Source organism: Mycobacterium sp. (genome assembly GCF_049281135.1).
Taxonomy (GTDB): Bacteria; Actinomycetota; Actinomycetes; order Mycobacteriales; family Mycobacteriaceae; genus Mycobacterium.
On record NZ_JBAPRN010000815.1, the window covers coordinates 1 to 13,416 of the forward strand.

Annotated in this window: 12 protein-coding genes; 7 read left to right on the plus strand and 5 right to left on the minus strand. The window is 64.5% G+C overall.

Translation table 11 applies throughout. The features are described from left to right. A partial coding sequence (locus WAN02_RS32355) for a hypothetical protein (RefSeq protein WP_422269443.1) occupies positions 1–440 on the plus strand: 440 nt, incomplete at its 5' end. 1,541 nt (positions 441–1,981) lie between these two features. Here WAN02_RS32355 and WAN02_RS32360 read toward each other — a convergent pair. From WAN02_RS32360 to WAN02_RS32375, 4 genes are all read right to left on the minus strand, one after another. Next, positions 1,982–2,809 (minus strand): hypothetical protein, encoded by an 828-nt coding sequence (locus WAN02_RS32360; protein WP_422269444.1) that lies wholly within the window; start codon positions 2,807–2,809, stop codon positions 1,982–1,984. A 521-nt stretch (positions 2,810–3,330) separates the two neighbouring features. Continuing rightward, the gene (locus tag WAN02_RS32365; RefSeq protein ID WP_422269445.1) at positions 3,331–4,008 is read right to left on the minus strand and encodes an RNA polymerase sigma factor; all 678 of its coding nucleotides are present in this window, start codon (positions 4,006–4,008) and stop codon (positions 3,331–3,333) included. Between the two features lie 711 nt (positions 4,009–4,719). After that, the gene (locus WAN02_RS32370) at positions 4,720–5,121 is read right to left on the minus strand and encodes a lipoprotein LpqH (RefSeq protein ID WP_422269446.1); all 402 of its coding nucleotides are present in this window, start codon (positions 5,119–5,121) and stop codon (positions 4,720–4,722) included. A gap of 160 nt (positions 5,122–5,281) precedes the next feature. After that, positions 5,282–5,449: a hypothetical protein gene (locus WAN02_RS32375; protein WP_422269447.1), complete on the minus strand. Its 168-nt coding sequence runs from the start codon at positions 5,447–5,449 to the stop codon at positions 5,282–5,284. Positions 5,450–5,648: 199 nt separating this feature from the next. Here WAN02_RS32375 and WAN02_RS32380 point away from each other — a divergent pair, with 199 nt between their 5' ends. From WAN02_RS32380 to WAN02_RS32405, 6 genes are all read left to right on the plus strand, one after another. Next, complete coding sequence (locus WAN02_RS32380; RefSeq protein ID WP_422269448.1) at positions 5,649–6,548, plus strand: LysM peptidoglycan-binding domain-containing protein; 900 nt, start codon at positions 5,649–5,651, stop codon at positions 6,546–6,548. 755 nt (positions 6,549–7,303) lie between these two features. Further along, on the plus strand, positions 7,304–8,476 hold the full coding sequence (locus WAN02_RS32385; RefSeq protein WP_422269449.1) for a fatty acid desaturase: 1,173 nt from the start codon (positions 7,304–7,306) through the stop codon (positions 8,474–8,476). A gap of 39 nt (positions 8,477–8,515) precedes the next feature. Then, a complete protein-coding gene (locus WAN02_RS32390) occupies positions 8,516–8,974 on the plus strand; it encodes a cobalamin-dependent protein (RefSeq protein ID WP_422269450.1) in 459 nt (152 codons plus the stop codon). Then, positions 8,971–10,344, plus strand: a complete 1,374-nt coding sequence (locus tag WAN02_RS32395; RefSeq protein ID WP_422269451.1) for a hypothetical protein — start codon at positions 8,971–8,973, stop codon at positions 10,342–10,344. The genes WAN02_RS32390 and WAN02_RS32395 overlap by 4 nt, the downstream gene beginning before the upstream one ends. A gap of 48 nt (positions 10,345–10,392) precedes the next feature. Continuing rightward, on the plus strand, positions 10,393–11,295 hold the full coding sequence (locus WAN02_RS32400; protein ID WP_422269452.1) for an EamA family transporter: 903 nt from the start codon (positions 10,393–10,395) through the stop codon (positions 11,293–11,295). Then, positions 11,292–12,803 (plus strand): pyridoxal phosphate-dependent decarboxylase family protein, encoded by a 1,512-nt coding sequence (locus tag WAN02_RS32405; RefSeq protein WP_422269453.1) that lies wholly within the window; start codon positions 11,292–11,294, stop codon positions 12,801–12,803. Before WAN02_RS32400 ends, WAN02_RS32405 begins: the two co-directional genes overlap by 4 nt. A 177-nt stretch (positions 12,804–12,980) precedes the next feature. Here WAN02_RS32405 and WAN02_RS32410 read toward each other — a convergent pair. Continuing rightward, the coding region (locus WAN02_RS32410; protein ID WP_422269454.1) for a hypothetical protein at positions 12,981–13,416 on the minus strand (436 nt) is incomplete at its 5' end.

The window sequence follows — 13,416 nt, forward strand, 5'->3', positions numbered from 1 at the left end:
GCTCAAGTACAGGCGACACCCGACAGCGACATGCGCCGGCGAACGAAGGCACAACGGCCGAAGAGTCTCCGGTGAACTGGGCCGAGAAGCGTTCGGGGGCAGTGCATTCCGCTCTACGGACCAAGGATCTGCGGAGCAGACCACAGGGGCGACCTTCCGGCGGCGGGCCAGGAAGGCTGAATGTGCCGTCTGAAGAAACCTTTCGTGGTCAGGACCCCTCTAAAACTGCGTCGCAGCTGGGCACCCGTGCGATGCCGGTTGCGTCCTTAAACGACCGCCCGGACTGGGAGCAACGGTTGTCCGATCGTCGAATCCAACAAACCCTGCAGGCAAAGGAGTCGGGCGATGCCCATTTGGGCGTGGCGAAATCCTTTGGCCTGCAGTACTTCTCACCCATTCTGCGCACCCGCGGAACCGCGGCCTACCTCGGCGGCCCGTAGTGCGGCGAATGGATTCGACGACCGGGTCGTGGAACGCAGTTGGGGTATCTATGGTGCGCCAGGTCTTTGGCGACCGTCGCGAAATCCTCGGCCAGCCACAGTCGGCCCAGGATGCCGCTGTAGAAGGGGGCGTCGACAGTGTCGGAGCCGCGTGGCCGCCCATAATGGGCGGACCCGACACTCAACACGGCAACTGCAACTGCAACTGCAACTGCAACTGCAACTCAGAAACGGAGACACGCATGAACGAGTTCGGTATCGGCACCCTGGTGTTTCTCATGCTGCTGTTCGGCGGCGCACCTATTGGCTATGGTCTTCTCGACGTCACTGCGTCGAATGGACCAGTGACATGCGGCGGAGAAGTCATGCACACTGATAGCACCTGTCACTTGACACGAAATGGCTCGGGTGACGGAAGCAAGTCATACGATCAGATGAAGGCCGAACAAGCTCCCAGCACGGGAAAGATAGTTTGGGGAGTCGTCATGATTCTCTTCGGGACCGCGGTCACTATCGGGTGCATCAGAGGAATCCGGAACCGAATACGTGAGCGGCGGCAGGGCAGCGCTCAGTAGACATCGCGGTAACAGCGCTTGCCGACAGTCAAAAACCGGACGTACCCAGCATTGTGGCGGCAATTCATCATCGACTGCATTACCGCACGCAGCGCTGGCCCGATCTGTGCTCCGCTGCCGAAGGTTGTCAGCCAGAGATCGCAACCCAACTAAGTACCCAACGAGGTGCTGGCGGCACCCAAGCACTGCGCGCGATGGCGTTGGCGTCGCTGGGGCAGGAGCAGTCTGCTTAGGACCTGATGGCCCGGCGTCGGCGCATATTCGAGCCACTCGTCTGGAGCTAGCAGCGTAGTGAACATGTTCCATGTGGTCTGAGTAATCTTTTGCTATGTAGCAGTGCTCGCGGGCCACGCGGGTGATGTCGCGTGAAAGCCGATCAAGCACCGCAGCGTCTAAGTCCGCTAAAACGCCGTCCATATCGATCAGGACGATCCTGCTGGTTTTGATGGGGTCTGCCACCGGATTGTGACATGCGGTGGGACATGGCGTGGTGAATGGCATCCCGCGGCCTGCCCGGTGAATTCGAGTGACGCGGGCACCTCGCCAGCATAACCACGGCGATTGTGTGGACCACAACAGTTGCCTTAGCGTTAACCGCCACGCCCGACACGCCACAGGCGGGAGGGATTCGCAGTGACCGGCGATAATGAAACGACACAACGTCTCGCAATCCCCGCGGAGCAATTCGCATGCACCATTATCCCAAACCAACTCTGTCAAATTACTTCATCGGATGCAGCCGTTGATCGAGGGTGACCACCGCAGCGTAGTCGTTCGGGTTTGCTCGGCGAACAGTCTCTGCCAGCCATCAGCTTTTCGCACACCTGGCCCGCGAGTTAGCCACTCCCACCGCTGACGAGTTCGAAAAGTGCTTCGGGGAATCAAGATGAAACGCCACGACGTGCTGCGCACCAGCAGGCCATCACGAAGGTCCTGTTGCGGCTCGGGGTGCTATTTGCTTCGACGCTACTTGGTGAGAAGCCAGAGCCGGCTCCAAATCCGATACACCTGGTAATGAACGTTTTCCATCATGATGCCGAAGGCGAGCTGTTCGTAGGCCCAGTCACCGTCACCACCCAACACGCCGGTCAGCACGGCATCGCTGAGGCGGCGCGACTCTTCTAGCACGAAGCTCAGCACGAGCTCACCGGCTTCCAGAAACTGATCGGGCACACTGGCAGCGGCGTCACGGTCGAATTTCTCGAGTGCATCTCGGGTGATGACGCGAAGGCAGGTCACCAAACCGTCCCGTCGAGGATATTCGTAGTCTTTCCACACCACGGTGTAGTCACGCCGACGCGCTTGGACGTCGAGCACGTCGAACAACACCGACAACCGCTGCGCCACCGCTTCCGGGCTATGCTCCTCGCCGAAGTACACGACACCCCCGCGGTCGTTCGTGCGGGGCGCGTTGATCATCGGATCACCCACATGCGGCTGCCAGTCGTAGATTTGAGGGCCCCACAAATTCTCGCCGTCGCCAAAACCCATCGGGTAGTAGTGCGGCACCTTAGCCACCCAGCGCTGGGGAAGCGAAATGACCCGCTTTTGCAGATCGTTGAGCGGGGTGTCGTCGCCCCTCGCCGAGAACGCCCGGGCTCGCTCGTCCATCGATTCCAGTGCGGTCTCGGCCTGTCGGCGCACCTGAGGATCAGTCGAGTCGGCGGCCAGCAGGTAGCGCGTCTCGGCCTCATCGACGTCGCCGCGTGCCAGCGCCGCCGCGGCCACCTTCATCGCCGCCTCGGACCCGCCCTGTGCGTCGTCTGTGCCGAATTCATGCGCGAACTCGTCCATGCCGTTGACTCCTCACGGTCAATTGTCGGGCGCTCCCAGTGCCCCTGCCCAAGTATTGGTGTTGGGTGCTGGCCTGCCGGGGGCGGCCGCGTGCCCTGGCGTGGGGTGCAGGCGGTGAATTCTGGATGGTAACCAGCGACGGCCGGTGGGGGACCCTGAGTGCAGCCATAGTTTGTGGCGTGATTCCTGGGATCCACCGCATGCCCACGAATCCTCAGTCACCAAGTCCCAGTTGGGCAGGTACTCGTACGCGGCGTAACAGTCGGCGTCACCCTTGTCGGCGAGCTGCTCCATCGTGGGTGGCGATCCATCCAGCCACGCCAACCTGATCGCCACCTCAATCTCGGCGAGCGCCTCGGGCGGTAGTTCACCAGATGTGTCGGGATCGTGGGTGATCCTGGTCAGCAGACCCCCAAGTTCGACATCGAGGAGGGCGCCGTCGCGATCGGAGGCGGGTCATCAACGAACCGCCCGTCGTAGTCATCGGTCATCGAGTCCTGACCTCCGCTCGTCCGAGGCTGTCACTGTTCGGCCCAGCCTGGATCGCACGTTTCCTGATGGGACAACGCCGATGGCGCATCGGGTTCTGCCAGCAAGCGCGCCAACTGCGCCTTTCCCTTGAACAACCTGGTCTTGACCGTATTGACCGGGACATCCAATTGCGCGGCGATGCTAGCCAGGCTCATGTCACCGAAAAACCACATCACCAGCACTGAGTGGTAGGCCGGACTGACCTCGCGCATGGCCGCATCGATGTCCAGCCGCTGGGAGACGCGGCCGTGGTGATCGGCGGACGGTGGGCGCCGGGGCACGTATCTTCGATCGTTCCGCAGACTGCGCGCGGGTGCGACGGACTCATCGAACTCGTCGTCGTAACGCACCGTCGAGTGACGGGATGCCTTCTGGATTTCGTTGAGACAGACGTGGCGGGTGACCGAATAGATCCACGTGCCGAACGAGGACCGTCCTTCGAAGGTCGTGATGCGACGCGCGGCCTGCATCAACGCCTCCTGACGGGCGTCCTCGGCGTCTGGTCCGTTGCGCAACATGCGATGGCACAGCTTGTCTACTGTCTTCCAATGCCGGGCAAGCAGCCGGTTCATGGCTTGGCTGTCGCCCTGCTTGGCAGCCTCAACCAGTGCGTCCTCGTCGACCCCGTCTGCAGCGCTTGCGGTCCCCGGTTTGGGCGCATCGCTCATCCGTGTCTCCCCACTGGGCATGCACGCGCCGAGACTGGACGCACGCTCACGTCTACCGGGCAGCATACGGCGCGAGTCCATTCGGGGGCGACTGATGGCGTGACCACCTGGCAAGCCGAGGGGACTGGTCCCGGCTGAGCACCCGTGACGATGCGCAATCCGTACTAATGGAGTCTCTCCGCCGCCCGCAGGTTACTCATGGTCCAGGTGTCGTCGAGGAGTGTCTGGTGCAGCGCCGACGGCCAGAAGAGAGCCATTTTCGCGACCACCGGCACTCCCCGGCGTTCTCAGTCACGTCAGCCGTGCCGACCGGGTGCTCCAACTCCGGCCCTGCGGCACCGCCTCCAGCTGCGCCCACTTCGCTATCCCGGAGGCCAGGATGTCGTGAACCGCAGGCCGTTGCCTCGGATGCAGCGATCGATCGTGTGCGGCCCGAGTTGTTTGATCATGACGTCCTGCTTCCGCTAACAAGGGTAAATGCACAGTGGGACAAACGAACCCGCTGCTGAGATCTCTCACGCCGGCCGTGCTCTGGCTAGCCGATCAGCATTACGTCCAACCGGTCGGCGAGCAGAAGCATTGGTTTTCATCGCACGCGGGAACTGGAGTTGGAACAGGTGATAGCCGGCGATCGGCGCTCAGCAGTCAATCGACGAGATCGCCTCTGCTCTAAGGTGTTTCATTCTCAAATAGCCGACTCGGTGTTTGCGGTCACTCCGGCGACGACGGGCATTTGACCTTGAGTTCGAAGGGCTTCGGTGGGCTTGAGTCCCTCGGATCCTCTGGGACCGCATCGCCGGTGATGTCATAGTCGTACTCGCCGCCGTGGAGACGAGAGAGCTTCGCGTTGTTGCCTGCTTTCAGGTACTTTCCCGTCGAGTCGCCGAGCTTGGCGTACCCGACTCCGGAAGCTTGCGGCTCAATCATGACGCGGATGTCGCCGACGTCGATGGCGTCGCCGGCCGAATGAGAACTACACGACACCGAACCCCTGACGTCCTGCTGCTTGCCGTCGATGACGAGGCTGACGCCAGTGACCGGAGGGTCCGAGCAACCAGCAAGCCCGAGCAGACTCGCTGCCGCAAACCACAACGCGGCGCGGTGGGCAAACATAGTGCTCCTCCCGTTGATCGGTGGTGTGCGATCGGCGCCGCACCGACTATCGGTATAGCTTCAGCGCCGAGCCTAAAAGTTTCCGGGCGACCCCGCGGCCTACCCGTCGGTCAGCCGACGTGCCCCGCGCTGACCGGTACGCGCCGGGACGCGGGCGTCCTCAGATCCACTGCAGCATCTGCCGATTGACCTCGTCTATCGACGCCGCGCTAAAGACCTTCTTGACCGTGAGGTCGGGTGCGTAGAGCCGGCCGACGTACTTGCCGCCCTCGAGGTCCAGGCGTAGCAGTGAACTGTCGGCTAGCCGGCGGTGCCCTGTGGTGTGCATGGGTGCGCTTTCGGTTGAAAAGTTATGGGACACCGAGTTAGACACAGCGCCACGCCACAGAAGTTCCCGGCGGCGAAGGCGCCGCAGGAAAAGGGACAAGCAGGACGCCTGCGAGGAAACTTATTGCCTAGGCGGCGCCGTCTAACCGATACGTCAACACGGCACAAGCCGAACCTCACTACCGAGAGGGAGTACAACGATGAACGACGGTACTGAACACCCGTTCTCCGGCCAACACGACTTCGACCCCGGTCACCATGTTCTCGATGATCACGGACACGGGGCAATGGGTGCTGGGGCTTTCGACCCCTCGCACCTGCTCGCCTCGGCTTCCATCAGCACCGGTGCCGATGTTGTGCACGGCACACCCGCGATAGCCCACCAGTATTGGTTTCCGCAGCAGATGCAAGACTGCGTGCCGGCGTCGGTGACTCAGGTGTTGTCCGAGGAGGTTGGGCATCCAGTGTCCGAACAGGCCGTGCTCGAGCGGATGACACAGCTGGGACTGGAACTACCCACCGCCACTCACGGCGTCGACTTCCACGACGCCCAGAAGCTGCTGCAGAGCTTCAACGTGCCGTGCCACATCGACGAGCACTCGTCAATGCATGACCTCAAGCAGTACCTCGACCAAGGCCGCAGCGTGATCCTGGGCCTGGATCCCGACCCGTTCTGGCATCCGGGTCAGCCGGACAAAGGTGAGGGTCACGCCGTGATGATCACCGCCATTGATGAAACCACCGGCATGGTCACACTCGACGACACCGGAAACCCCGACGGCGGTAACGAGGAGCAGGTGCCGATCAATGAATTCCAACACGCCTGGGATGAGCGCGGCGACATGCTGTTGGTCACCGATCAGCCGACCGCGGAAGGCCACCCGGGACCAGTCCTCACACCGGTAACGGTCAGCAATCATCCGCCGTCCGGTGACAACCCGTCGCCCCAGAGCTACATCGTGCAACCCGGCGACACCCTGTGGGACATCGCGGAACGGGTCTACGGCGACGGCGCCCAGTACCCCCGCATCGCCGAGGCCAGCGGGATCATCGACCCCAACCACATCGAGCCCGGTGAAACCCTGACCATCCCCGAATAACAGACGGATTCCGGCCGGCGCGGACCGCCTGCCGCGCCGGCCGGCGCGACGTTTCGGAGCCACCAACCCCTTCTGCCGCCACAGCGCAACGCAGTGGTTCAGAGAGGCAATCCGGATGCCCATCGACGCCCGAAAATTCCCAATCGCCAGAACTCGAGGGACCACCGGGCAACTGCGTCGATCTGAAAGTCCTTCCACGCCAGGCGATCGCCGACTCCAATGCGGTCTCTTCGCCGGCTGCGGTATCGAAGATTCCCGTTCTTATAACTGTCGCGCTGGCGAGCAGGAACTGGCGCCGGCGCGACACACCGGGGTCTTGCGGTCGGCGTGATTGAACACGACGGAGTCGACTTCAGGCGGAGTCGCCTCGGCCGGCGCAGCGGCTGAACAAGGTCGACGCCTCACCGATCGGATATCGGCGGTGACGCGGCTTGTGGCCGCGGTATCCCCGTACTTTTCGCAGCCGCCGCAGCTGTGCCGGGGCCGCCTCAATCCCGCTGCGCCCAGCGTCCTGCTGCTCCGGCGCATCGAGGCGAACCGGCCTCCGCCGGCGTCGCCCTCAAGGCGTGCAAGCCCCGACCCGCGCCAGGGCACCGTCGGCAACGACTGCCCTGAGATAGCCCGGCACGGGTGTGGCCCCACAGCATGTCGGTGATCGGTGAATCCACAGCGACTTTCGGCAACTTTTTCGGTGCGCGCGCACTCCAACGGCTAGTGGCTCACCGCCACACACACACCAACCGAGGAGGCTTGTAATGGACGACGTAGCGGTCGATGTCCGTGAGTCGATGCGGCGTTTGCCGTCGGTGCTTCAGCTACCGCTGACGTATTTGACCGGCAAGCCCCACACCGACCAGCAAGGCCCCAAGCTCACCCCGACCTTCCACCTAGCAACAGCTCTGGGATCACTCGCAATCGGGCTCACCTGCAGTGCAGCAGCATGGCCCGGCCCGAATGTGCTTCTGCTGGTTGTGGGTTGGGCGATCACATTGCACGGCATGCGGAATCTGCGCATGCTGATTTTCCACCAAGCCGCCCACCGCAACATGTGGGGCAAGCCGCGCGCGGACCGCCTCGTTGGGCGCATCATCGCAGCCTGCTTTGTCGTCCAAAGCTTTCAGCGCTACAGCAAAGAGCACATCAGCGACCACCACGCCGCACGGCACATGACCCTGCACGACCCCACCGTGCAGGCAATGCTGGTCACCCTGCAGCTGCGCCCCGGCATGACCCGCCAGCAAATGTGGCGGCGGATCGTTGCCCTGCTGTGCTCGCCGGTGTTCCACACGCGCTTCGCCTGGGCCCGGATTCGCTCCTACATCCACGGGGCCACTCCCGGCGAGCGCCGCGTGGCACTGCTCGGTTACCTCCTGCTCGCAGCGCTGCTCACGATCCTGCGCGGCTGGACGTTCTTCCTCGTCGCCTGGGCACTCCCGCTGTTCTTCTTCTTCCAGATCAGCAACGTGCTTCGGCTGTGCGTCGAGCACACCTTCCCCGAGAAGGACGTCGAGGTTCGCCGCGGCCGCGCCTACATTGCCGGGCTGAGCAACGCCATCTTCCTCGGCGAGCCGGTACCCGGCGACGACCTCACCGGTGCCCGCCGCGCCTACGCCTGGGTGCGCTGGACGCTGCGGATGGCGCTGATCCACTTCCCCAGCCGCTACCTGGTGCTCACCGGCGACACCGTTGTCCACGACTACCACCACCGCTTCCCGATGAGCCGCGAATGGGCCGACTACCTGTTTGCCCGTCAACGCGACCTCGAGGCCGGCCACCCCGGCTGGACCCCCTACCGCGAAGTCTGGGGCCTCATCCCGGCGATCAACCTCGTGCTCGACTCCCTGGCCCGCGCCGACGCCGACGAATTCGACCTCGAGCGCGTCGCCCAGATCAGCGACCGCGAATTGTTCGCCGCATTCGACGACTGACCTCCGCCCAACCTCTTCAACCCAAAAGGACCGAAAATCATGGACACCAACGCCAATACCGCGCCGCGCGTTGTCATCCTCGGTGTCGCCGCCAGCGACGCGCACGCAGTAGCCAATCAGCTCATCGCAATGATGCTGCGCCAGCAAGGTTTCGTCGTCATCAACCTCGGGGTCTGCACCCCGCTCGAGGAGTTCGCCGAAGCCTACCGGGCGCACCCGCAGGCAGAAGCTGTCCTCATCGGGAGCCTCAACGGCCACGCTTACGAAGACCTCAAAGACTTGCCACAGCTGCGGTCGGCCGGACAACTCGCCTGCCCGATTATCGTCGGCGGCAACCTTTCGGTGGGCAGCCACAAAGGTCCGGAGACCGCCAACCGGCTCAGGGCGCTGGGTGTGGACCACATTCTGGACACCGCAGACGAGCTGCCCGTCCTGCTCAACCGGCTGGCCGACCAGCGCACCGACTACCCGACGCGCGAACTGGCTACGGTCTCATGACACGCCAGGGACTGCTCGATCTGACAGTGGACGAAACACTGGACTTGCCCGACCTCCCCGAGATACTCGAGCACCTGCGAGCCTCTAGCAAGGCCAGCGCCCACGACGTCCTCCGCGCCGCCGCCGCCACCGGCATCCCGGCGTTGCAACCACGGGGCGGCGTCGGCGGCCACCACGAAATGCGTTCGTTGCTCGAGCAACTCGAGGCGGGCGCGGCACCGGACCTGCTGCCGGTGACCATCGACTCGCACACTCGGCTCCGGCACTTCGACGTCGCGACCGAAACGCTGCGATCGTCGCCAGGAAACCTCAACGGCTATCCGCTGGTCAGCCACGGCTGGGAACGCGGCCGCGAATTGAACGCATGGGTGCAGGCGCCGCTGGAGATCCGTCACGGCTCACCGGACGCCCGCGACCTCTTCGCCGTATCCATCGCCTCGGGCATCACCTCGTTCGAAGGCGGCGGAATCTCCTACAACCTGCCGTACTGCAAGGACGTGCCGCTGCCGGTGTCGCTCGAGGCCTGGCGCGAGGTGGACGCGGCGTGCGGGACCCTGGCCCGAGCCGGGGTGATCGTCGATCGAGAGCTTTTCGGCACACTCACCGCGGTGCTGGTGCCGCCCTCCCTCAGCCTCGCCATCACGCTGCTCGAGGCGATTCTCGCGGCCCGCGAGGGCGTCCGCTGCTTATCGGTCGCCTATCCGCAAGGTGGAGCACTGGTTCAAGACGTTGCTGCGCTGCGTGCGATTCCCCGTCTCGCAAGCCGATACCTGCCACCGACCGTCGAGGTCTTCCCGGTGCTGCACCAATTCATGGGCGTGTTCCCCCGCGCGCGTGACAAAGCCGACGCGCTCATCCTCTACGGCGGCCTGGTCGGACGCCTCGGCGGCGCCGCGAAGATCATCACGAAGACCAACCAAGAGGCCTACGGAATCCCCGACGTCGACGCCAACATCGCCGGCATCCGCACCACCCGTCTGGCCGCCTCCGACCTGCTCGACTTCGTGCGAGTCGACCACGAGCAGGTCGAGGAGGAACAGCAGTGGATCGAAAGCGAGGTCGACGAGCTCGTCCAGCCGATCCTGGACGCGGGCGACACTGCGACCGCGATCGCGCAAGCGTTCGCCGCCGGTGCACTCGACATCCCGTTCAGCGCGAGCATCCACGCCCACTCCCAAGTCACGCCACAACGCGACAGCACCGGCGCGATCCGATACCTGGCGGTCGGCGCACTACCGTTCGGCCGATCCACACTGCAACGCCACGCTCGGTTGCTTGGCATCTGCCCAGGTCACCACGACGCATCGACCCACGCGATCACATCCATGCTCCGCGACATCAATTACTTCGCCGACGACAGCCGCCCCTGAGACCGGAACTCGAGAACCTTGCAGTACCCGAGGAGACACGAACAAGTCATGACCGTTGACATCGCTATCTGCACGAGACGCACGACGTCGGCCACCGCAGGAGTTCCGGCGCCGCTTCTCATGCTCACCGGAATGCTGAGCACGCAACTTGGCGCGGCCTTCGCCAAGCACCTTTTCGGCACGGCGGGCCCGGCGGCGATGACCGTGATGCGGCTTGGCTTTGCCGCTGTCGTGCTGTTGCTGTGCTGGCGGCCCTCGCTGCGCCTGGACCGCCGCACAGCGCTGGCCGTCGTCGCGTTCGGCGTGGCCATCGCGGGCATGAACCTCTGCTTCTACCTGGCCATGGCACGCATGCCGGTCGGTGTGGCGCTGACGGTAGGCATGGCCGGGCCTCTGGCCGTCGCCGCGATCTCTTCCCGTGGAGTCAAGGACGGGCTCTGGATCGCACTGGCGGCCAGTGGTATCGCGCTGCTCGGCTGGCAGGGCGGCGCGGCCGGCCTGACTGGACTGCTCATCGCGCTGGCCTGCGCCGTCTTCTGGGGAGCCTACGTGCCGCTCTCGGCGAAGGTCGGGGCGATGATGCCCGGCGGCGGCGGCCTCGCGCTCGCCATGGCGTTCGGGACCCTGTGCTCGCTGCCCGCCGGTCTGGCCGAGGGCGGCGAGGCGTTCGCCCGGCCGGAGGTGCTCGCCTTTGGATTCGGCGTCGCGATGCTGTCCTCCCTTGTCCCCTACACCTGCGAGATGGAGACGCTGCGCCGGGTGCCGGCGCTGGTGTTCGGGGTGCTGCTGAGCCTGGAACCCGCGATCGGCGCCCTGGTCGCCCTCGTAGTCCTGCACGAAATTCTCTCCCCGGCTCAGGTGCTGGGCCTGGTCGCCGTTGTTACGGCATCGATCGGCGTCATCCGCACCACCTTCACTGGACCCAAACAGAAAGGAACCAAACAGAAATGATCGGCACGGGAAACAACACAGCGCTGGCAGGCAGCCTAGAGGGTCTGCAACAGGTCAAGGCGCTGGTCGACACCGCCCTTGGCTCGCTGCATGACGCCGCGCTCAAACGCGGCGGCCCCGTCGCCCCCGGCGGACCCGAGGCGGCGAAGGCCGCGGTCCACAAGGCCCTGGGCGGCGGCAGGTTCCTCACCAACGAACCCAGCGCCCAGCGGGTGACGGACCTCTTCCAGGCGTACGCGAATTGGGCGGTCGACCTCACCCACCCGTCCGCGGTAGCCCGCATGCAGTGCGCCCCCACCGCCGCGGCCGCCGCGGCCGAACTGGTGGCGGGCGTACTCAACCAGTCGCTGCACGCCTGGGAGAGCGGCCCGTTTGCACTCGAACTGGAGCGGCAGCTGATCTCGGAGATGGCCTCCTGGGTCGGCTACGACAGCCAGGCGTCCGGAACCCTCACCCCCGGCGGCAGCATCTCCAACCTGATGGGGCTGCTCCTCGCCAGGGACTATGCCCTCAACGAGGTGTCCCGCGAGGGCCTCACGGGGCGACGGATCCGTCCCCGCATCCTCTGCTCCGCCTCCGCCCACTTCTCCATCGCACGCGCCGCTGGATTCCTCGGCATGGGCCGGGACGCCGTACTGAAGGTGCCGGTTGACGAGCGAGGCCGCATGATCGCTGGCGAGGCGCGGCGGATCCTCAGCGATCTCGCCCCCGACGAGGTTCCGGTGGCGCTGGTTGCCACAGCCGGCACCACCGATCACGGCTCCTTCGACCCGCTGCCCGAACTCGCGGCGCTGGCCGCCGAGTACCAGATGTGGCTGCACGTCGACGCGGCATATGGCATCGGTGCGTTGTTCTCGCCGAAGCTCGCACCGCTGCTCGAGGGACTTGCCGAAGCCGATTCGATCGCGTTCGACCTGCACAAGTTCGGCTGGACCCCGGCGTCGTCGAGCGTGCTCCTGGTGCGCGACCGGAGACACATGGACTGCCTCGACGAGCAGGCCGTGTACCTCAACCCGTCCGACGACGAGGCCGCGGGCTTCACCTCCCTTCTCGGCACCTCTATGCAGACCACCCGCCGCTCCGACGCCTTGAAGATCGCGGCCACGCTGCTTACGGTGGGCCGCGCGGGCATGGGCTCGTGGGTGGACGCCTGCCACGAGCAGGCACGGCATGCCGCGACCCGGATCGCCGCCGCCGACACCCTCTCCTTAGTGGCCGAGCCCATCCTCAGCACGGTGATCTTCCGCTGCCGCAGCACCAACGCGGCCCCGGTCGAGGACGAGGACGCCTGGAACTCCGTGATCCGTAGGAAGCTTATGACTGACGGCCGGGCATTGCTGGCTCGAACAAAGATCACCGCCTCGGACGGCACCCCCCAGGTCCACCTCAAACTGGTATTTCTCAATCCGATGACGACCAATGAGGAAATCGACGAGCTGCTGACGGACATCACAGCCGCCGCCCGCGAATTGGCGGCCACACCACGATTGCGGACGACGGAAGCATAGCCATCATCGACAATGGCGTCGTCTATTCATTGAAGGATGGCAAATGGGCTAGCTCAATTGGGTCCAGCTTCCATGAGATCGCTTACTTCACACCAATTCGCGAACAGTCTGGACCACAGGCCGTCAGAGAAATGAAACCGAATTACCTGTGCCGAGCGGATTCAGCGTCCCGGGCCGCTACCGGGTCGGCGCTGCGCGGATCGCGCGGTCAGTAGTCTCACCGGATGTGGCGCCCTCCAGCGCCAGGTTTTCGCGGTCAGTATCACGCTGTTGCATGGCGAACGCCCACACCTCGTCGTGCAGAAGATTCCACTGCTTGGTGGGCAGTTCTTTGCTGAGCCTTTCGATCCGCTTGATTTCCGCTTGGCTGTCACCGACGGTTTTCTTCAGCTCGTTCATTGCTGAATGCGCGTCTTTCCGGGCGTCAGCCACGGCCGCCTCGACGCCGTCCTCCAGCAGCCGCGTGGCCTGAGTGAACCCGCGGTCGATTTCGGTGATGATTTCGACCTCGGTGTCGTGGATCGCGCCGGTGACCCACGACCTGAGCCCGGCGAGCTCGGCGTTGCGGTCACGCGCGCGTTTGTTCAGCAGGTACCAGCCCACACCGAAAGGA

What these genes read in the sequence shown, in the direction of transcription:
- WAN02_RS32375 (WP_422269447.1), bottom strand. Translation starts at nt 5,449, where the DNA reads ATGCACACCACAGGGCACCGCCGGCTAGCCGACAGTTCACTGCTACGC.
- WAN02_RS32370 (WP_422269446.1), bottom strand. Translation starts at nt 5,121, where the DNA reads ATGTTTGCCCACCGCGCCGCGTTGTGGTTTGCGGCAGCGAGTCTGCTC.
- WAN02_RS32365 (WP_422269445.1), bottom strand. Translation starts at nt 4,008, where the DNA reads ATGAGCGATGCGCCCAAACCGGGGACCGCAAGCGCTGCAGACGGGGTC.
- WAN02_RS32390 (WP_422269450.1), top strand. Translation starts at nt 8,516, where the DNA reads ATGGACACCAACGCCAATACCGCGCCGCGCGTTGTCATCCTCGGTGTC.
- WAN02_RS32405 (WP_422269453.1), top strand. Translation starts at nt 11,292, where the DNA reads ATGATCGGCACGGGAAACAACACAGCGCTGGCAGGCAGCCTAGAGGGT.
- WAN02_RS32385 (WP_422269449.1), top strand. Translation starts at nt 7,304, where the DNA reads ATGGACGACGTAGCGGTCGATGTCCGTGAGTCGATGCGGCGTTTGCCG.
- WAN02_RS32395 (WP_422269451.1), top strand. Translation starts at nt 8,971, where the DNA reads ATGACACGCCAGGGACTGCTCGATCTGACAGTGGACGAAACACTGGAC.
- WAN02_RS32400 (WP_422269452.1), top strand. Translation starts at nt 10,393, where the DNA reads ATGACCGTTGACATCGCTATCTGCACGAGACGCACGACGTCGGCCACC.
- WAN02_RS32360 (WP_422269444.1), bottom strand. Translation starts at nt 2,809, where the DNA reads ATGGACGAGTTCGCGCATGAATTCGGCACAGACGACGCACAGGGCGGG.
- WAN02_RS32380 (WP_422269448.1), top strand. Translation starts at nt 5,649, where the DNA reads ATGAACGACGGTACTGAACACCCGTTCTCCGGCCAACACGACTTCGAC.